General features: G+C 52.5%; 23 protein-coding genes. 15 read left to right on the top strand and 8 right to left on the bottom strand.

Going from position 1 to position 18,887, the window contains the following annotated elements; all coding sequences use genetic code 11:
* Positions 1-1,539: a flagellar hook-length control protein FliK gene (locus tag Q1A51_RS19505; RefSeq protein WP_299601413.1), complete on the bottom strand. Its 1,539-nt coding sequence runs from the start codon at positions 1,537-1,539 to the stop codon at positions 1-3.
* 114 nt (positions 1,540-1,653) lie between these two features.
* On the opposite strand from Q1A51_RS19505, the gene Q1A51_RS19500 reads away from it, so the two are divergent.
* The 6 genes from Q1A51_RS19500 to Q1A51_RS19475 all read left to right on the top strand — a co-directional run bounded on the left by Q1A51_RS19500 (position 1,654) and on the right by Q1A51_RS19475 (position 4,973).
* A complete protein-coding gene (locus Q1A51_RS19500; RefSeq protein WP_299204148.1) occupies positions 1,654-1,938 on the top strand; it encodes a rod-binding protein in 285 nt (94 codons plus the stop codon).
* A complete protein-coding gene (locus Q1A51_RS19495; protein ID WP_299601411.1) occupies positions 1,925-2,284 on the top strand; it encodes a flagellar biosynthesis protein FlgN in 360 nt (119 codons plus the stop codon). The genes Q1A51_RS19500 and Q1A51_RS19495 overlap by 14 nt, the downstream gene beginning before the upstream one ends.
* 208 nt (positions 2,285-2,492) lie before the next feature.
* Positions 2,493-3,335 (top strand): flagellin, encoded by an 843-nt coding sequence (locus Q1A51_RS19490; RefSeq protein ID WP_299204379.1) that lies wholly within the window; start codon positions 2,493-2,495, stop codon positions 3,333-3,335.
* Between the two features lie 92 nt (positions 3,336-3,427).
* A complete protein-coding gene (flaF, locus tag Q1A51_RS19485; RefSeq protein WP_299601409.1) occupies positions 3,428-3,784 on the top strand; it encodes a flagellar biosynthesis regulator FlaF in 357 nt (118 codons plus the stop codon).
* The gene (gene flbT / locus Q1A51_RS19480; protein WP_299204157.1) at positions 3,781-4,182 is read left to right on the top strand and encodes a flagellar biosynthesis repressor FlbT; all 402 of its coding nucleotides are present in this window, start codon (positions 3,781-3,783) and stop codon (positions 4,180-4,182) included. Before flaF ends, flbT begins: the two co-directional genes overlap by 4 nt.
* 2 nt (positions 4,183-4,184) lie before the next feature.
* On the top strand, positions 4,185-4,973 hold the full coding sequence (locus Q1A51_RS19475; protein WP_299601407.1) for a DUF1217 domain-containing protein: 789 nt from the start codon (positions 4,185-4,187) through the stop codon (positions 4,971-4,973).
* Between the two features lie 100 nt (positions 4,974-5,073).
* On the opposite strand, the gene Q1A51_RS19470 is transcribed toward Q1A51_RS19475, so the two are convergent.
* Complete coding sequence (locus Q1A51_RS19470; RefSeq protein WP_366870288.1) at positions 5,074-6,402, bottom strand: FliI/YscN family ATPase; 1,329 nt, start codon at positions 6,400-6,402, stop codon at positions 5,074-5,076.
* A 106-nt stretch (positions 6,403-6,508) separates the two neighbouring features.
* Between Q1A51_RS19470 and Q1A51_RS19465 the strand changes: the two genes are divergently transcribed.
* The 9 genes from Q1A51_RS19465 to Q1A51_RS19425 are packed head-to-tail and all read left to right on the top strand — an operon-like array spanning position 6,509 to position 11,060.
* Positions 6,509-6,901 carry a FlgB family protein gene (locus Q1A51_RS19465; RefSeq protein WP_299204165.1) on the top strand — a complete coding sequence of 131 codons (393 nt, stop codon included), beginning with the start codon at positions 6,509-6,511 and terminating at the stop codon, positions 6,899-6,901.
* A gap of 10 nt (positions 6,902-6,911) precedes the next feature.
* Entirely contained in the window at positions 6,912-7,304 is a 393-nt protein-coding gene (gene flgC, locus Q1A51_RS19460; protein ID WP_299601404.1) for a flagellar basal body rod protein FlgC, read from the top strand.
* A 27-nt stretch (positions 7,305-7,331) separates the two neighbouring features.
* The gene (fliE, locus tag Q1A51_RS19455) at positions 7,332-7,616 is read left to right on the top strand and encodes a flagellar hook-basal body complex protein FliE (RefSeq protein WP_299204171.1); all 285 of its coding nucleotides are present in this window, start codon (positions 7,332-7,334) and stop codon (positions 7,614-7,616) included.
* A 1-nt stretch (position 7,617) separates the two neighbouring features.
* Positions 7,618-7,887, top strand: a complete 270-nt coding sequence (locus Q1A51_RS19450; protein WP_299204174.1) for a flagellar biosynthetic protein FliQ — start codon at positions 7,618-7,620, stop codon at positions 7,885-7,887.
* A 1-nt stretch (position 7,888) separates the two neighbouring features.
* Positions 7,889-8,608, top strand: coding sequence for a flagellar hook-basal body complex protein (locus Q1A51_RS19445; RefSeq protein ID WP_299601401.1), 720 nt, complete (start codon positions 7,889-7,891; stop codon positions 8,606-8,608).
* 10 nt (positions 8,609-8,618) lie between these two features.
* Positions 8,619-9,404 (top strand): flagellar basal-body rod protein FlgG, encoded by a 786-nt coding sequence (gene flgG / locus Q1A51_RS19440; RefSeq protein WP_299204180.1) that lies wholly within the window; start codon positions 8,619-8,621, stop codon positions 9,402-9,404.
* On the top strand, positions 9,401-9,817 hold the full coding sequence (gene flgA / locus Q1A51_RS19435) for a flagellar basal body P-ring formation chaperone FlgA (protein WP_299601398.1): 417 nt from the start codon (positions 9,401-9,403) through the stop codon (positions 9,815-9,817). Before flgG ends, flgA begins: the two co-directional genes overlap by 4 nt.
* Before the next feature lie 38 nt (positions 9,818-9,855).
* On the top strand, positions 9,856-10,566 hold the full coding sequence (flgH, locus tag Q1A51_RS19430; protein ID WP_299601396.1) for a flagellar basal body L-ring protein FlgH: 711 nt from the start codon (positions 9,856-9,858) through the stop codon (positions 10,564-10,566).
* An 11-nt stretch (positions 10,567-10,577) separates the two neighbouring features.
* Positions 10,578-11,060, top strand: coding sequence for a flagellar basal body-associated FliL family protein (locus Q1A51_RS19425; protein WP_299601394.1), 483 nt, complete (start codon positions 10,578-10,580; stop codon positions 11,058-11,060).
* On the opposite strand, the gene Q1A51_RS19420 is transcribed toward Q1A51_RS19425, so the two are convergent.
* From Q1A51_RS19420 to motA, 6 genes are all read right to left on the bottom strand, one after another.
* On the bottom strand, positions 11,029-11,466 hold the full coding sequence (locus Q1A51_RS19420) for a hypothetical protein (protein ID WP_299601391.1): 438 nt from the start codon (positions 11,464-11,466) through the stop codon (positions 11,029-11,031). The two genes, Q1A51_RS19425 and Q1A51_RS19420, sit on opposite strands and share 32 nt — an antisense overlap.
* 2 nt (positions 11,467-11,468) lie before the next feature.
* Positions 11,469-12,554 (bottom strand): flagellar type III secretion system protein FlhB, encoded by a 1,086-nt coding sequence (locus tag Q1A51_RS19415; RefSeq protein ID WP_299601387.1) that lies wholly within the window; start codon positions 12,552-12,554, stop codon positions 11,469-11,471.
* Positions 12,551-13,321, bottom strand: a complete 771-nt coding sequence (locus Q1A51_RS19410) for a flagellar biosynthetic protein FliR (protein WP_299204198.1) — start codon at positions 13,319-13,321, stop codon at positions 12,551-12,553. The genes Q1A51_RS19415 and Q1A51_RS19410 overlap by 4 nt, the downstream gene beginning before the upstream one ends.
* Positions 13,318-15,399 (bottom strand): flagellar biosynthesis protein FlhA, encoded by a 2,082-nt coding sequence (gene flhA / locus Q1A51_RS19405; RefSeq protein ID WP_299601385.1) that lies wholly within the window; start codon positions 15,397-15,399, stop codon positions 13,318-13,320. The genes Q1A51_RS19410 and flhA overlap by 4 nt, the downstream gene beginning before the upstream one ends.
* A 286-nt stretch (positions 15,400-15,685) precedes the next feature.
* Complete coding sequence (locus Q1A51_RS19400; RefSeq protein ID WP_299601383.1) at positions 15,686-17,956, bottom strand: hypothetical protein; 2,271 nt, start codon at positions 17,954-17,956, stop codon at positions 15,686-15,688.
* Complete coding sequence (motA, locus tag Q1A51_RS19395; protein WP_299204207.1) at positions 17,953-18,822, bottom strand: flagellar motor stator protein MotA; 870 nt, start codon at positions 18,820-18,822, stop codon at positions 17,953-17,955. The genes Q1A51_RS19400 and motA overlap by 4 nt, the downstream gene beginning before the upstream one ends.
* Between the last annotated feature and the right edge of the window lie 65 nt (positions 18,823-18,887).

Here is an 18,887-nt window from a genome sequence, read left to right as displayed (position 1 = left end):
TTAAAGCCTCATATCGATGCCAGTTGTCACCGCGTTCGAAACACGTGCGAGTGGAGTTGTCGTTTGGTGTGCAGCAAGAGGTTCGTCAGTCGTAGCTGAGTCATCGCTGCCTGTCTGTTCTTGCTGTTCGGCACTCTGTTGCCCTTGATCAAAAGCAAAGGATACATCCTCGAAACCCAGATCGTTCAGAGATTTGCCCAGATCGTCGATATTGCGCCGCATCAGATCCAGCGTTTCGCCACGATCGGCTGCAACGGTCACTGTGATACCGGTTTCGCTCGTTGACATTATCATTCGAACACGACCGAGTTCCGCCGGGTTGAGCGCAATTTCAATGGGTTTATCAGGCGCCCTTTTGAATGCTTCCGCGATGGTATTAGAGAGATGCTGAGGCAACTCTGCGCGTAGGGCTGGCGGTGTGGTCTTGGCAGTGTTCGGCGCGTTCATTGGGCGCGTTTCCCAAGACAGCTCATCAGCTTTGTCCGTGGATTCGATCCCGATCGCAGACAGCTCCGACAGGTTTTGAACGATTGTGTTGACGGCTTGTGTCCGTTGAGTTCCCGTTGCGACGCTCTGAGGAACCAATGGGCTGCCATATGCGCCGGTTCCTGATGTATGTGAAGTTGCGGTATGCTGGTCTGAGAATCTTACAGTCGCGATGATCGGTTCATTGGATTTTTCTGGAAGCCCGTGCGGCGCCTGCATTTGTGTCGATCGCGTTGCCGCTACAAGTGACGAGGCGCCAGTTTGACTGCTTGCGACAGCCTGTGCCGTGAAGTTCACTTTCTCTGCTGACTTGATTCTGTCGGACGCACCGTCAAATTTTGGGACATGCGACAACTCAGTGTGAAGACTGTTTTTGTGCGATTTCAAAGGCTCAACCCCATAGATTCTGTTAATCGGCATGCTCGTATTTGTCGGCGTCGATTCCGGAGATATCGCGTTTTGCTTTGTTTGTTGTTCTGTTCCGATCATCCCAGCTACGGTCGCCGGAACAACGGATTTGGGCCGACCCGATTTATTGTGCGCCTCGCTTTCAGCGTCCTTGGGATTGTCCACGGCCGCCGCATCAGATGCCAGGTTGGGTTGTGACAACCCCTGAATCATTGCCGATATAGGTGAAGCCTTTTTGGGTTGGTTAGAACGCGCATGGGGTTCTTCCCCTGACGTATTCCCAGTGTGTTGTGCAGAATTACCGTGTGTTGTGCCGGCATGAAGTGTTTGCCCTGGCTCGCCATGAAGCGTGGTGGATGTCTTATGCGTGTCTTGCGCCTCGGTGTCCTGGTTGACTGGTTGCCCATCTGCCTCGCTCGAAAAGTCGGAGGAATGCAGCGCATCCAAATCAGGTTTCTCAGCTTGCAGCGCGGCTTCATCAGTGGCCTGAGCGATCATGTCGGGGATCGTCGGCTCGGTGGTCTCGTTTGCGTCTTCTCCCATCGCGAGCGCGAAAGAGGTGCCTGCCATATGTTCTAACGTTGGTTGGGTCGGCGCTGCCGGATCAGTCTTTGGGCTCGTACTGATGGTCTGGATGAGTTGCACGCATTTCTCCGGGATTCTTCCACGTTTCGCACACATTGGACCAGCCATAGTTACTGGTTCTTTACCGCTGATCAGCAAGGGTTGGGAAAATTCATCCAATTCTAAGGAACGCCAATGATCACAACCTCTATACACACTGGTTTGCCGTCATCTGCTGATCACCACGACACATCCTTGCGTGCGGCTGCCGCAAAACTTGAGGCAGCATTCCTTGCGGAAATGCTGAAGTCGGCAGGGCTTGGAGAAAGCCGTGACGCGTTCGGAGGCGGCGCGGGCGAAGATCAGTTTTCATCATTCCTCGTGCAAGCCCAAGCTGAAAAAATGGTCGAAGCAGGTGGCATAGGGCTGGCTGAGGCACTGTTTGAATCGCTTAAGGAGCGCAGCCATGAGACGGGATGAGTTTCAAATCGCACTAGAAGAACTCGAGGATCTGCTTGATGCCGAGAGAACCGCTGTTCTGAACGGGAACATTGATGACGTTGGCCGATTGTTTGATCAGAAAACGCGTTTGCTTGAACAGCTTGGAGGTTGGGATGCAACCAATGCCGAAGTATCGACTGCGTTGCGGATCAAGCTCGAGCGGAACCAGAACCTTTTGGAATCGGCTGCAGATGGGGTGCGATCTGTAGCACGACGATTGTCTGCGGTCAGACGTGTCCGTGAGTCGCTTGACACATATGACGCGCGGGGGCAGCGCACGTCTGTCAATCTAAAGTCCTGCGGCGCATTGGAAAAACGAGCTTGAGCAGGATTAGTTCAAATCCGCCCTTTTCGGATTGCCGACTTTAGGAATCCGTTAGGCAAATCACCGTCATGGTGATCGCGCACTTGGCAACAAGTGGCGCATTACCCCCGTGGAGGGGTGTGCATTTGTCAGAACGGCAGTTTGGCCGTCCCATCGGGGGGCGGGACGTAAACCAGGGCGCAAAGCGCCGTGACAAAAGGAAATGCACATGTCGAGCATTCTTACGAACAACAGCGCAATGGTTGCGCTGCAGACCCTGAAGGGTATCAACAAAAACCTGGCGATGACGCAGAACGAGATTTCGACAGGTAAAACTGTCGCGTCTGCCAAAGACAACTCGTCCATTTGGGCGATTTCCAAAGTTATGGAATCGGACGTTGCTGGTTTCAACGCGATTTCGGACTCTCTGAGTGTTGGTGAGTCAACGGTTGCAGTTGCGTCTGCTGGGGCTGAGCAAATTGTAAACGTTCTTGAAGAGATGAAAGAACTGACTGTTTCGGGCAACAGTGAAACAGCTGACTACGCGAAAATCGAAGCCGACATGGCGGAGAAAGAAGCGCAAATTCTTTCCATCATCGGTGCGTCACAGTTCAATGGCGTAAATCTGTTGGCGACGGACACCGATGGTAATGGCGGAACTCAGCTCACCATTCTGTCGTCTTTGGACCGTGTTGGATCTGGCGCGCCGACAGCTTCGACTATCGACGTTGCAACTGTTGATTTCGAAGCCAACCTGGACATCGCCGGACGTACGGCTGTGACAGACCAGGCATCAGCCGCTACTGCGTTGGGTGAAATGGAAGCGTTCCTTCAAACCGCGATCAACGGAGCTGCTCAACTGGGCGCTTCTGCGAAACGGGTCGAAGATCAGAATACTTTTGTTAGCAAACTTACGGACGCGATGAAATCTGGTATCGGCGCGCTTGTCGACGCGGATATGGAAGAAGCATCTGCGCGTTTGCAAGCCCTGCAAACTCAGCAGCAGTTGGGTGTGCAATCGCTTTCGATCGCCAACCAGGCACCGCAGACAATCCTGTCGTTGTTCCGGTAATCAGGCAAGCCGGGGCGTTGACGTTCATCGCCCCGGCATTCTTCTGACATGAACCTCTGAAAGGCGATGGTGTGAATGCAACCCTCCAGGCCATGCGTGGCTATACTGAACATGCAGTATCAACCAAAAACGGACGACGGGCGGAATATGAAATCATAGCCCGTGTAACCCAAGGTTTGCGCGACACGGCCATTAAGGCCAAATCAGACTTCCCCAGTTACGCGCATGCATTGCACGACAATCAAAGGCTGTGGACGGCACTTGTCGTTGATGTTGTGGATAAAGAAAATCCGCTGCCAGAAGATCTAAAAGCGCGGATCATCTACTTGGCCGAATTTACACGCCATCACACCAAGAAAGTATTGCGCAAAAAGGCATCAGTGTTGCCTTTACTCGAAATAAATATGGCTGTTTTGCGTGGTCTAAAAGTGGAAGGACCTTCAAAATGAGTGGTCTCATTCTAAAGCTTGGTCCGAAAGAGCGCATACTGATCAATGGAGCGGTCATTGAAAATGGCGATCGTAGAAGCCGGTTGGCAATTGTTTCTTCTGATGCGAACATTTTGCGTTTGCGTGACGCGATCCACCCGCAAGACGCGACAACTCCAGTTCGGCGTGTGTGCTACGCTGTTCAGCTCGTTTTATCAGGTGACAGTGACAAGACCGACTCGCGTCAATGGTTGTTGCGCAGCATCGAGGAGTTGAGCCAGATATTTATCGACTCTGACAGCCGCAAACATCTCGATATCGCGTCGCACGCTCTTGTACACGATGATCACTACAAGTGCCTTAAGGCACTGCGCGCCCTTCTACCCCGTGAAGAGCGTCTGTTGGCAGCGAACCACTAACCATGTACCAGCCAGTTTTGATTTCTTCCGGTTTGGCCGGGTGGCAGTTTCTACAACGAACGTATGATCAGCAGCTTTCTGTATTCAGCCAGTCAACGGAGCTGAAACGAGATACTGATCACTTTGCGGAAAAAATCGCATCCGTCGGTACGGCAGAAGAATTGGTATCAGATCGTCAGTTGTTGACCGTGGCAATGGGTGCCTTTGGCTTGTCAGACGACATAAACAATACTTTCTTTATTCAAAAAATGTTGAGCGATGGCACCACTGCAGATGACGCATTGGCAAATCGCTTTTCGGATAGTCGCTACAGAGACTTTTCGGAGGCTTTTGGCTTTGGCCCCGGAGAGATCAGGGGCGCGTTAAAGCCAGGCTTTGTTGATGACATAATTGCGAAGTTCCAGGCCAATAGTTTCGAAGTCGAAACCGGCAACCAAGATGAGTCGATGCGTATCGCGCTTTATGCTGAGCGGACGCTTCCAGACGTAGTTCAGGGCTCTGGAACCGATGCAGCGAAGTGGTTCAGCATCATGGGACAACCGCCTCTAAGAACTCTTTTTGAGACCGCTTTAGGATTGCCCCAAGCTTTTGGGCAAATTGATATCGACCAGCAATTATCTGTGTTTCAAGACAGGTCCGAACGAGTGTTGGGTGTCAGTGATCCTGCAGATTTTGCCGACCCGGAAACACTCGATCGCTTGGTCACAACATATCTAGCACGTTCGCAGTTGGGCCAAATCGGAAGCGGAGCGTCTGGCGCGTCAATTGCCCTTACTCTATTGAGCTCCTGAGCCGATTCGATCATTCGCTGCGTGCACGTACTTTTGGAATTATTGATGCGGCAGTCGAACTTGTGAAGGTCGTCAGTCATACAATGGTCAAGCGCAGCAATTAACGGGACGCACTGCGGTTGTTGGTGCTACCGCCGCGGCGCAACGCCAGCTTCAGTTGATCGAAACTATGTGCACATCCTTCGCTGTGAACCAATGTCATCGCCTTGTCTAGATGGGGCCATGCCTGCAGTGCTCCATCTATTTCGGCATCCGCTCCCTGTGTGTAGAGCCCGGCGCTGATCATCATTTGGTTTTGCGTGTAGACGCTCATGAGCTTTCGGACCTGTGCGATTGTCTCGTTCTCCGCTCTTGAAGCTGCCGCTGGTAGGCTTCGCGAAACAGATTGCAGAACGTCGATAGCTGGAAAGTGCCCCCGCTCTGCAATTCCTCGATCCAATACCACATGCCCATCCAGTACGCCGCGCAGAATATCAGCTATTGGTTCATCCATATCAGAACCAGCAACCAGTACGCTGAACACCGCAGTTATGTCGCCCTGATCTGGTCCGCCTGGGCCAGCACGTTCGCACAGTGACATGATTAGATGCGAGGTGGAGGCAGGGAAACCGCGCAACACTGGCGCTTCACCCGCAGCAACCGCAACCTCGCGATGTGCCTCTGCAAAACGAGTGACCGAATCAGCGAGCAATAGAACGGATTTTCCCTCATCGCGGAAATGCTCCGCAACAGCCATAGCAGTCCAAGCGCATCGGCGTCTGAGCAAAGGGGACTGATCGGATGTCGCTGCAACTACAACTGAGCGCGCCAATCCCTCAGGCCCAAGGACATCATCAACAAACTGGCGTACTTCGCGGCCCCTCTCACCGATCATTGCGATTACGACAACATCTGCCGACATGCGTTGGGCCAATCGCCCCATCAGGCTCGACTTTCCTACACCGGAACCGGCAAACAAACCTATACGCTGCCCGCGAACAATCGGCAGCATTGTGTCGAATACAACATGTCCCGTTTCCAATCGGGGTCCAAGCGCACGCCGAGATGCTGCAGCTGGGGGCTCATTCTTTAGCGCACGCGGTGCCAATCCTCGGCTAACAGGTTTTCCATCAAGCGGGTTGCCGTCCGGATCAAGAATGCGACCGAGCCAACTTTCATTTGGTGCAATCTTGCTTTGGGTATCGATAGTCACACGGTCGCCGAGTGCGATGCCCTCAAAGGGACCGTCTGGCATAACAGTTACAGCTGCTTGTGATAGTTGCACGACCTCCGCCGAAAGGGGTTCATCCGACTGACGCGAGACCAACACGCGATCCCCAATCTTTGCACGTTCATTCAAGCCTGACACGGTAAGGACACTTCCGTGTGCCGCACTGATCCGGCCAATTGGATACATGACCTGAATGTCTGCGAGTTGGGCTTTCAACATTTGCAATCGCACGGCTTGGCGCATCGGATCCTCCTGATGTTTGCACACAGTTTCTTAGGGAATCAGAGTTAAGCGTTGATTGAAATTGCACGAGGGAGAAGCCCCGATGTTTCAAAATCTGGCCGTTTTTGAGTCGGCACAAGCGATGGCGATACATGCCGGTCAAAGGCAGGCGGTGATTGCGCAAAATGTCGCAAACGCCGATACGCCTGGCTACGTTGCACGTGACCTTCCAAGTTTCACGGATATCTATGGACCGGGCGAAGGTTCTGCTTTTTCGCAGCGCGCCACGCGGCATTCTCATATGAACGGCAGTCCATCAAACACTGCCGAAGCAACGACAGAACAAGATAAGTCGTTCGCCTCACCAGATGGAAACACCGTTTCGCTAGAAACTGAAATGCTGCGCGCGACCGAAGCAAAGCGGCAACATGACAGATCTCTGGCTATCTACAAATCGGCTCTCAACATTCTGCGTTCTAGCTTGGGACGCCAATAAGGAACTTCCAATGAGCGAATTTGCAAAATCTCTCTCGGTGTCCGCCAGCGGTCTAAAGGCTCAGGCATCTCGTTTGCGTCACTTGTCTGAAAATATCTCGAACTCGGACACACCAGGCTATAGGCGCAAGACCATACCGTTTCGGACAGAGTTCGATGCCGACCAAGGCGTTGCCAATGTCGAGGTAGGGCGTATGTCGCTCGATGATCGTCCGCTTGCGCGTATTTATGATCCGGGACATCCGATGGCAGATGAAACGGGCCACTATGAAGGGTCGAATGTAGACCTGTTGATCGAGTTGGCCGACGCGCGCGAAGCACAGCGCAGCTACGAGGCAAATCTGAAGATATTCGAACAAACGCGGCAAATGTCGTCCAGCTTGATGCAACTACTGCGCCGCTGAATGCGCGCAGCTTGAAGGAGATCCAGAATGGAAATCGCAGCACTATCGGCAGCTCAGAACTATACGGCACTTCGACCGGCGACGCAGCCTGGTCAAGGCACCGGCGGCAGTGTTTTCGGCAAGGTGGCCATGGACTTTGCGCAGACACTTGCACAAGGCGAGCAGGTCGCAAAGAACGCAATGATCGGCCAGGCAGATCCACATGCGCTGGTGCAGGCCCTTGCCCAAACCGAGCTTGCTGTTGAAACAGCTGTCACCGTACGAAACAAGGTTGTCGAGGCCTATCAAGAAATCCTGAGGATGCCTGTCTGACATGTTGAATGAAGTCATCTTCTTCGACACATTGCGTCAGGGTCTGTGGATTGCCGTTTTGGTTTCTATGCCGATACTAACGGTCGCGTTGGTGGCCGGGGTATCCATTGGTTTGGTGCAGGCACTCACATCCATTCAGGAAATGACACTCACATTTGTACCCAAGCTCGCAGCAATTGTTGTCGTCTTTTGGTTGTCGATGGGTTTCATGACCCACACCCTAGTTTCCTTTTTTCAAAGTCGGATTATCCCGCTGATTGTCGGAGGTTGATATGGACAACACCGGTTACATAACGCTTACACGCCAGTCCGGGTTGATGCGTGAAATGCAGATCGTTGCAAACAACATCGCAAACAGTGCAACCACCGGATACCGCCAAGAAGGTTTGGTCTTTTCAGAGTATGTGCAAGGCATGCGAGGCGGACCATCCCTATCGATGGGCCACGGCAATGTCCGAGAAACATCTTTCGTTCAGGGTACATTGACCCAAACTGGTGGAACTTACGATTTCGCGATTGAGGGCGATGGTTTCTTTCTGATCCAGACACCCGAAGGTGAGCGCGTTACGCGGGCTGGTAGTTTCTCTCCGAATGGACAAGGCGATTTGGTTACGCCTGATGGTCACGCGGTTCTGGACGCTGGCGGCGCCCCAGTATTTGTTCCTCCGGGGGTAAGGGCGCTTTCGGTGTCTCCCGATGGATCGATCAGCGCAGATGGAGCATTCGTGGGCCAGATCGGCCTTGTTGAGCCCGTAGATCGGACAACGCTCATCCGCGAGGGGGGGGTTATGTTCAGCTCTGACGCGGGGTTCGAACCATCAGATACCGCGCGAATTTTGCAAGGTTTTGTCGAAGAATCCAACGTCGATCCGATAGGTCAACTTGCAAGGATGATCGAAATCCAGCGGGCTTATGAGATGGGTCAAGACTTTCTCAATTCTGAAGATGAACGGGTCCGTCGTGCGATGGATGCCATGTTGAAATCCAACTAAGGAGACTTCAATGCGCGCTCTCAAAATCGCTGCGACGGGTATGTTGGCCCAGCAAATGCGGGTGGAAACAATATCCAACAACCTCGCGAACATGAGCACAACGGGGTACAATGCGCGACGCGCTGAATTTGCCGATTTGCACTATCAACAGATGACACGGCCGGGTGCAATCAACGCATCAGATGGAACGGTCTTGCCAACGGGTGTCCAGCTGGGATTGGGGGTTCGCCCAGCTGCAGTGTCAGTGCATTTGGCACAGGGTTCGCTTGCTGCAACCGGCGGTGATCTTGATTTGGCCATCGATGGTAATGGTTATTTCGAAGTTACATTGCCCTCCGGACAAACAGCGTACACTCGCGACGGCGCACTCAAACGAACTGGCGAAGGACTTATCGTAACGTCTGATGGCTATGCCGTAGCGCCTGAAATTGTGGTTCCTGAGGATGCGCGCAGCATCTCGATCAACGGTGATGGCGAAGTCTATGCCTATTTCGCGGATGCGGCCGCAGGGCAGCTAATTGGCCAATTTGATTTGACTGGGTTTTCCAATCCAAAAGGATTGGAGGCCCTTGGCAGCAACCTGTTTGCCGAAACGGATGCCTCTGGTCCGCCAGTTGTCACGACGCCGGGCCTTGATGGTCTCGGGACATTGCGCCAGGGCTATCTCGAAGAAAGCTCAGTGGATGCGGTTCGCGAGATTACAGATTTGATTGCTGCGCAACGCGGATACGAGATGAACTCAAAAGTAATCTCAGCCGCCGATCAAATGATGGGTGCGATGACGCAAATCCGATGAAGCAAGCGCTGATCATAACTTGCCTGATTGCTACCTCAGTTTCGGCCGACACAGTTGTACCGACCAGAACCTTGCGGCCCGGAACATTGATCACCGCAGCGGATCTAACAATTCGCGACGAGGTGCAAGCTGGGATGTTCGAGTACATGGCTGATGTCATCGGACAAGAAGCAAGAACAGCGCTCTATGCCGGTCGACCAATTCCGTTCGAAGCAATCGGTGCGCCGGCTGTAGTAGACCGAAATCAAATTGTGCCGTTGTTTTTCAATGCCGGCGGCTTGTCGATTGCAACCGAGGGACGCGCTTTGGAGCGTGGCGGCGTCGGTGATCGCGTGCGCGTTATGAACTTGACCTCCCGTTCCACGTTGTTCGGTTTTGTTCAAAAAGACGGCTCAGTGAAAGTGACTCGATGAACTTGTTACCCATCAGAAACATAAAACAAACATGCGCCATGGTTGCTCTGTGTGGTCTGGCGTCTGCGTGTGGCCGCGGTGACCACCTTGGCAAGCCCCCAAGCTTCTCGAACCCGTTGGAAACACGAGAGCACTCGGCAATGGTATCGGCCAGCCTGCCGCTTACGGTGGATGAGGTTGGCCCCACGGATCGCGCTTCACTTTGGAGCGGACAACGATCTTCGTTGTTGGGTGACCGACGCGCTGTTCAGCAGGGCGACATCATGACAGTTGTGATTGAAATTGACGAGCGAGCTGAAATCTCAAATGAGACGGATCGGTCTCGCAGCGGTACTGAAAGCCTGCAAGTGCCGCAGTTGGGCGGACTGCCTCAGAGGTTGGACGAAAAGTTGCCAGAAGGGGCGTCGTCTTCTGATCTTGTCTCGATCACCTCCAAGTCCGGATCGAGCGGTGATGGGTCCGTCAAACGCAAGGAGAAGTTGACGTTGCGCGTGGCAGCGACTGTCGTTGATGTTCTGCCGAACGGAGTCTTGTCAATTTCAGGTTCCCAGGAATTGCGTGTCAATTTCGAGATGCGTGAACTTCTTGTATCCGGTTACGTTCGCCCGGAAGACATCTCGCGCAAAAATGAAATCACCTATGACAAGATCGCGCAAGCACGTGTGTCCTATGGTGGCCGCGGTCAGATCACTGATGTCCAGCAACCCAGGATTGGTCAGCAGGTCCTCGACGCAGTTCTGCCATTTTAGGAGTGATCAGCGTGAAAAAGCTACTCCCATTGATTTTTCTTGCAGTTGGAGCGGGTGCCGGTGTGGGTGCCGGTGTCTTTTTGAGACCGGTTCCTGAACCTGCTGAAACCGTGGATATGGAAAAGCCTGCCAAGTCGTCAGATTCTGCTCATAAGGCCGGAGATTTGACGGATCGTGAATACGTCAAGATGAACAACCAATTTGTTGTGCCGGTTCTGCGAGATGGCGCGGTGCATGCTTTGGTGGTGATGTCACTTAGTCTTGAAGTACCTGCCGGGCAAAAGGATGCAATCTATTCCCATGAGCCAAAGCTAAGAGATTCCTTCCTTCAAGTTTTGTTTGATCATGCGAATGTTGGCGGATTTGACGGCGCTTTCACGGACGCCAACAACTTGGCAGTCATACGCGGTGCATTGCGTGAAGTCGCAATTAAAGACATCGGTGATCAGGTCTCAGATGTACTCATTGTTGAGATTGCTCGTCAGGATTACTGAAAACTGACCTAGTTAACGATGTCTCTATGGCTTCGTTCAATGCATGGGCTTTGCGCAGCCGCTGCCTATCGAGCTGTTGTTTCTCTGACAGCGCGTCAGTGACCAACTTTTTCCCATTTGCCTTCCGGTGTTGCGCGACAAGCTCTTCCTTTTGTGCGAGCACCTGGGCCAGTTCAATGTTCAACCTTCGCCGGCTGTTTTCTAACCATTTCAGCCAAATGATATCTGCACCTATGGCACGCAGTTCTGAATCTGAAGCAGGCTGGCAGTGGGTCTCGTGTGCGAGACCTTGAAGTCTTGCCAGTTCCGACCGCAGAGATGCCTCCCGCGCCCTGAGTTTTGAAACAGCCTGCTCGCTGTGCTGAAACTTTAAATCTGATATCTGTTTGAGGCGGAACCAGTTCATTGTCACAGACCGTCGCGCACGTGCTGGCGCATCTTGTCGGCGAAGCGTATTGCTGCGGCGACAGCTACATAGTGGTCTGGATGAATTTCATCTCCAATAGATGTAACCGCATGCAAGGTGCGCGCTGTTGGTGGGTCACTATGTATTGGAACGCCATTGCTTTGAGCAATTTCCCGAATGCGGAATGCAATCTCGTCAACACCCTTTGCAACACAGACGGGCGCCGTTCCGCTTTCGCGCGACCACTTCAATACGACTGCGTAGTGTGTCGGGTTGACGATAACCACATCGGCCTGTGGCACATCTGCCATCATTTGCTGCGTTGCAATGGCTTGGGCACGTGTGCGCCGCTCTTGTTTCAAATGCGGATCGCCCTCAGAGTTCTTGGTTTCATCCATGATCTCCTTTCTCGACATCCGATTTTTGCGAATATGCTCATGGTGCTGCCAAACGGCATCAATCCCACCCAAAGCCGTTGAAATAAGAACAACCAGGAACAAAAAAGCCACGCAGACTTCTGCTAGAAGAGACACGACCAAGCCGGGCGAAGTTTGTATTGCACTCACCATGTCTGGCAACCGCGCGTTGAGAAACATGGCCAGGCACCCTGAATAGAGGAGTAGCTTTACAAAGCTCTTGCCAAATTCAAAGAACCCGCTTCGACCGAATTTTTGTTTAGCGTTCTGTATCAATGATATCCGAGACAGCTTTGGTTGCAGTTTCGTTGGTGCGACAACAAATGCACGTTGGGCAAGTATTGCACCCAAGACCGCGAGTCCCGGCACAACAAAGATAGGCATAAGCGCGACGGATGCACTTAACAGAATGCCCCCGATCACCGCAGATTGCCCACCGCTGAACAGAACGGTGGCGAAGTCTTCGGATTGATCCAATATGACCTGCATGCTGCTACCGAAAGACGTCACACTCTGTGCGCCGACCGCAACAAGAGCCAATGTGAGCCCGGCATATGCTGCCGCGGTTTGCAAGTCAGTTGATTTCGCAACCTCACCTTTCTTTCGCGCTTCGAGCAATTTCTGCGGCGTCGGGTCGAACGGCTTGTCGTTGTCATCATCTTGATTGCTCATCTGCGTACCTCCAACGGAGATGCCATGAATTGATCAAGAGCCGATAGCCAAACAGACAGCATTATGGGTGCTGCCAGAAAGAGCAGGAACAGACCACCCAGTGTAATGAGCGGTGCGCCGACAAAAGCAACCATGAGTTGCGGCATGGCCTTGTTGATTACGCCAAGCGCGAGGTTATACAAAACAGACATTATGACGAAAGGCGTTGCCAGCAAGAAGGCAAGTTCGAACGCGTATGCGATCTGTGACAGCCCCCAATCCGCAACATCATTCGGCGATAGAAACAGCCCCATCGGCAGGAAAACGTAAGAATGAATGAGCAACTGCGCCGCCTTGACGTGTAGGCCAGCCATCACGGCAAGCGCGACGGCTCCAATTGTGAGTACGTGTCCCATGGCCGGCAGCGGTTCAATCGCGGCGCCGCCCATGATTTGGGATAGGGACGTAGATTGGGCCGCGATTGCGCCAGCGGTTTGCAGGGCCAGTATGAAGAGGCGAACACCAAGCCCAATGATTCCCCCGGACAATGTCTCGGTCATGGATAGAAGCATAAGGTTCTCGATCGTAAACGCTGGCGGCTCTTGCGGAACAGCGGGTGCGATGATCAACGTGAACGCAACGACGAGGACTAGCTTAATGCGGGCAGGAACCGACTGTTCGCCAAACCCTGGCAGCAAAGCAACTGTAGCACCCACTCTTAGCAGCACTACAAAGCCGACCCAAAGCTGAGTCTGTAGCAGTGAGATAGCTTCGGCTGCAGCGATCATGCGGCAACAACACCAACAAGTGCTGGGCGCGCATCCAATCCTATTTCTTCGAACGACAGAACGGGGTTGTTGATACCCTTGGCGCGCATCATCGTCTTCAAGAACCGGCGCCGACGGGTGTTTGTCACAACCGCGGGGAAGATGCCTTGGTCGCCGGCATCTTGCAGTTTTTCAGATACGTTTTCCGCCAGTCGATTAAAAAGTTCAGGCGGCAGCGCAATGTCCAGCCCTCGATCTGCATCTACTTGGTAGTTGGAGAATGTATCCTCCCATTCTGGAGCTAGTTGAACAAGTGGAAGGGTTCCGTCATCCCGCCGAATGCCCGATACAATCTGAAAGCCCAGGCGTTGGCGAACGTGCTCACAAATCGCCTCCGGCTGGGCATTGAGCGCGCGCGCTTCAGAAACGGCTTCTAAGATCAAAGGCAGGTTTCGGATCGATACTTGTTCGTCCAGCAGAAGTCGCAATACGGCGTGCAAGATGTCCATAGGCACTTTGTCTGGAATCAGAGCGTCGAGCATCTTGCGATTGGCTTCTGCTCTGGCCGGGTCCGACACAGCTTTCATCTCTTCCAGCAAGCGCCGTATGGACTTCAGAGTCAGCAAACGGCTGAAGTTTTGTTTGATAACCTCAAGAAGATGCGTTGCCAGGATTTCGGTCGGTGTGACCAGAGTAACACCAGCTATGGCAGCAACTTCCTGGTCCTCAGTCGCGATCCAGCGGGCAGGAGCCCCATATACTGGTTCTGTGGTGTCTTCCCCTTGCGGAACATCGTGGGATGTTTCGAGAGCCAACGCCAAGACTTTTGTTGGCTTAATTGTGCCGCTCGCTTGTTCGACACCCTGAATCCTGAGGACATATCCGCCCGCCGGGAGTCCCGCGTTATCTGTCAGCCGGATTTCGGGAAGAATGACTCCAAATACAGTTGCAACATGCACGCGCATGTTCGCAATTCGGGCATCCAATCCCGTGCCTGGATCAAGCACCATGTTGACAAGATCCGGGGCAAACTCGACGTGAATGTCGTCCAGTTCCAATACGTCGCCCAGGGTTCTTTCAGGAATTGGGTTTGCGGAGTCTTCCGGCTCCGGTGTGATTAGCTCGGCTGCTCTTGTTTTGCGTTTGATCAAGAATGCAGCGGCAGCGAGGGCTCCTGCCCCGGCAACAAATGGCAGGATTGGCAAGCCGGGCACAAGACCGAGCAAAGCCATCAGCACAGCGACGGTCGTCAATGCGGCGGGATGTCGGCCTAGCTGGCCAAAGACGGCCAGGTCGGTTGCACCTTTTGCTCCTCCTCTGGCCAATAGTAGCGCGGACGCAATCGAAATCACGACGGCAGGAATCTGGGAAACAAGGCCATCCCCAACAGTCAGAATGGCATAGGTCTCAAATGCATGGCCAAGTGGCATTCCATGCACCGCGACACCCATCACAAGTCCAGCGACCAAGTTCAGAAGTGTGATCAACAAACCTGCAACGGCATCGCCTTTAACAAATTTGGAGGCACCATCTAGAGATCCAAAGAAGGTGGTCTCTGCCTGTTCAAGTTCGCGCCGTGCTTTTGCTTCCTGGTGGTCGATGGCCCCCGCCGACATATCGCTGTCGATGGCAAGCTGCTTGCCGGGCATACCATCCAGTGCGAAACGCGCTCCAACTTCCGCCATGCGGGTTGCGCCCTTGGTTATCACCATGAAGTTGACGATTAGCAAAACGCAGAAAACAACCAGACCAAGAAAAACACTTCCGCCCATAATGAATTGCGCAAAGCCTTCGATAACTTCGCCTGCAGCATGTGTGCCTGTGTGTCCTTGACCGATTATCAACTTGGTTGATGAAACATTCAGGGATAGCCGAAGCATAAGGGACGCCAAAAGGATTGTGGGAAAAGATGAGAAATCCAATGGGCGCTCAATAAAAAGCGTGATCGTAAAAATCAGAATTGCGAGTGCGAAAGAGGTGGCCAAACCGATATCCAGAACCCAAGCTGGCATGGGTAAGATCATCATGACAATGATTGCCATAAGTGCAACCGCTAGCAAAACAGTTGGGTTGAAAGCAGACGATACTGAAGTCTTCATCCTATCAAAAACTCTCTGTTTTTCTATTTTTTGTCATCATTTCGCTTCCAAGATATTACGGTACGAAAAAGAATTGCTATTACTCTAGATGAGCTCAAAAGCTTCACTAAAAGGAAAGTGAGTGAAGTGTTTCGTCTAACGCCAATGTTTGTCCTCAACACTCGCCAGTGGATACGACGCGGCAGGCAGTTTCTTGCATCCGTGATACGCCTCTGTCAATTCTCTAGCGGATTCAGTTAAATCCATTCACGTTTAGATTTAGTAACTAAAAAACTCTGTAAGTTTTCTAGTTTTGCAACCTGCCGTGAGTAGGGTGTGCCTCCAACAACTGCTCTATTGCGCGGCGTGCGGTTGCGCTTTCCTCCAGCGCCCCCTGCATCCGATTCAACATACCAGTCGAAGTATTTGAGATGTCCAGCCTTGATGAGGTTGCTTCAGCCATTGGGCCGAGGACTGGGTCATCTGATCCAAGAAATTGTTGCCAGTTCTCAGAAAGCCATGCAGCGCGTGTGCGCCCGTCTTCGTCTCCCAAACCTGAGAACAGCTTGTATGCAGCGTCGTGATAACCCGCATTGATGTTCGCCTGTGCTCTTAAGCTGTCGGCGGAATCGCCCGCTACCCCACCGAGGTGTGCGAGGGCCGCACGCGGCTGAGACAGGCCCAGGGATATTTGGGCGAGCAATACTTTTCTTTGTCGTGTCACAGGTGTGCCGGTCTGTGTTGAAAGAAATTTGTTAGCTTCTGCAAAAAACCCAAGATTTGCCAACCGTTGAGCCAGTGCATCTGTGGTTTTCGTAGACATGACGTTGCCTCGCTCGGCAATCGCGGGAAATGCGTGCTTCAGAAAAGTTGCATCGTTGGCATTTTGGGCGAGAAGAAAAAGTAGTGTGGAGTAAAGCGTTTCAGCATCTGAAACGCTTCCACTTGGCCGCATAAGCTGAAAAACATCGAAGGCTGAATCAAACTGGTTAGACTTTGCCAATGCCAATACATGGGTGCTTTGTAACTGCTCGCCGAGAGGGTCATTGCGCATCTCGATTGCATAAGCTTCGACCAAGGTGGCGATGTCTTCGTTGATCTCAATTTCTGCGTCTAGCTGAGTGTTCACGTATCGGATGAGTGCTTCGGCGGACTGTTGATCATTAGACGCAACAATGGCTTCGAGCCTGCCTTGTGCCGCTTCAACGTCCCCCCTGGTTAGTTCTATGTCTGCCTTGGCCAGTTCAGCGGCACTGGGCAATGGTTCCAAGGTGCGCTCCAGTCCGCGCAATGCCGCAGCCGCTGCAACTTCATCGCCATACTTCAGCAGCTTCCTGCTTAGCGCAGGCGCGAGGAAGTTGCGCAAATGTATTGGTAAACTGCTCAACGCCAGAAGCGCAGCACTGCTGTCAACGGATGAAGATGGTCGCAAGTTCTGGGCTGACAGGATAGCCCATAGTGCAACGTCCGAGTCGCAATCGGTGAAGTTCCCAAGATAGTTTTCCGCCTGCGCCGATCCAAACTCCATGACATCAGCAATATCGATGAGTGCTCTGTTTGCAGGTGCCAAATCGGCGTCCATTAACAACACTTGCTTCGCCTCAGCACCGAAACCGAAATGAAGATAAAGTCGCGCCAGTTCAACGGCAACTTTCTTGTCAATCTTGTCAAACTCGGAAAATAGGGCGCCTCTTAGTAAGGAAATTGATGTCGCAAAGCTAGTCGTGCCTCCCCAATCCTGAACACGCACTTCTACGGGGTCGATGCACTGCATGCCGAGTGTTGTGGATGTATCCCGGACTTCTGTATTTGGCACATCGCTGCTCGATGTTATGCGTAGATTACCGCTTGGCGGCCCAGTTTGTTCTTCTTCAAACGCCTGTATTGACGAATTGAATATACTTGTGTCGATCTGCGGACGTTGTTGTCGTTGGGGCACGGTTACACTCAGATCGCTCGGTCGCAGAATGCCCGTGGTCGCGGCAAAACCAATCCTGTTAGCGAGCTGTTCCTGCGCTTTTTTGAGGCTGCTCACCTCCATCGTGCTAGGTGCTTCACTCAGCAGGAAGTTTGGCGCTTCCTCAGCTACGGGTGCGTCTAAACCGGAAGGTGGATTGCTGACAGGTAACTCATTTCCAGGTTGATCTGGTGTAAACCGCAGTTGTGTTGAACCTACGAACTGCAACGAGGACAACCCAATGTTCTGGTTTTTGTCAGTTGATCCAGTTGTAAGCGCGCTGACATCAACCACGAGCATTGAGCCAGAGCGGAAGACTTCTGCCTGACACTCGCATCCGTACTTTATGTCAAGCGACGTTGCATCTCCATCAACGGCGCTGACGTAAGTCTGATCGATGCGATCAAATACGCGAGAGATATCAAAACCGTCGGTATGGCCAGTAATTGTGACAGTGATGCCCGTAGCCGTCTTTTCAAGCGACCACTTCTTTTCTTTGGGAACGTCCAGAACAAGCCTGGCAAATGTATCATGCGCACCTGAGCGAACTGGAATTTCCGCGCTGTAGGCAGTCCCAGCCACTAAGGTGAACAAGACAAACAGTCTGAAGGTCAACGTCATGCCGCGTTCTGTTTTACAGATTTCAATGCGTCTTCCAGATCCGAAAACGAGGGTCGGCAGTGCGACGGCGTATTCTGACGCCCAACCTCAATACAGATGTTGGTTGCGTGATTGTGTAGATTCGCCACAAGCACTTCGCGGATAAGCTGATAGAAATGGCTGTCCTCTTCAACAACAGCTTTTACTTTTGCTGCAAACGGCCCCACGAGACCGTATGCTAGAAAAACACCAAGGAAGGTACCAACAAGCGCCCCACCGATCAGCTTGCCCAGTATTTCCGGTGGTTGATCAATAGATGCCATCGTCTTGATCACACCGAGAACCGCCGCAACAATCCCGAGAGCAGGCAAACCATCCGCCACTGTTTGCAACGCGTGGCTTGAATGGAGCGCATGGTGCATGTTTGTCTCCATTCGCTTTTCAAGTACCTCTTCCACCTGATGAGGGTCATCGTAGTTCATGGATGCCGAGCGCATTGTATCGCATATGAGTGCCGTCGCTTCCCCATCCGCTACTATCTTGGGATAGCGAGAGAAGATGGACGAACCCTCTGGATCTTCAATGTGCTCTTCGATTGCGACCGGATTTTGGCGTGCCAATCTGATCAACTCAAACAACAGGCAGAGTAATTCCTTGTAGTCCTCGTGCGCCCATTTCGGACCTTTGAATACTTTTCCCAAGTCTTTGACAGTGTGTTTGATCTCGGACATAGAATTGCTGATTAGGAAGGCCCCTACTGCCGCGCCGATGATCATTGTCATCTCGAACGGCAATGACTTGAGAATAATTCCCATCTTCCCACCGGCAGCCAAGTAGCCACCGAATACCATCACAAAGATGGTTACAATGCCAATAATCCCGATCACTTCACGATTCCCTCAATGCGTTTGATCATGACGATTGCAGACTGCGGTTAATAAAGCTTCACGCA

Source organism: uncultured Tateyamaria sp., from assembly GCF_947496075.1.
GTDB lineage: Bacteria > Pseudomonadota > Alphaproteobacteria > Rhodobacterales > Rhodobacteraceae > Tateyamaria.
Note: the sequence above shows the minus strand (reverse complement) of the source record. Positions and strands in the feature narration are given on the sequence as shown.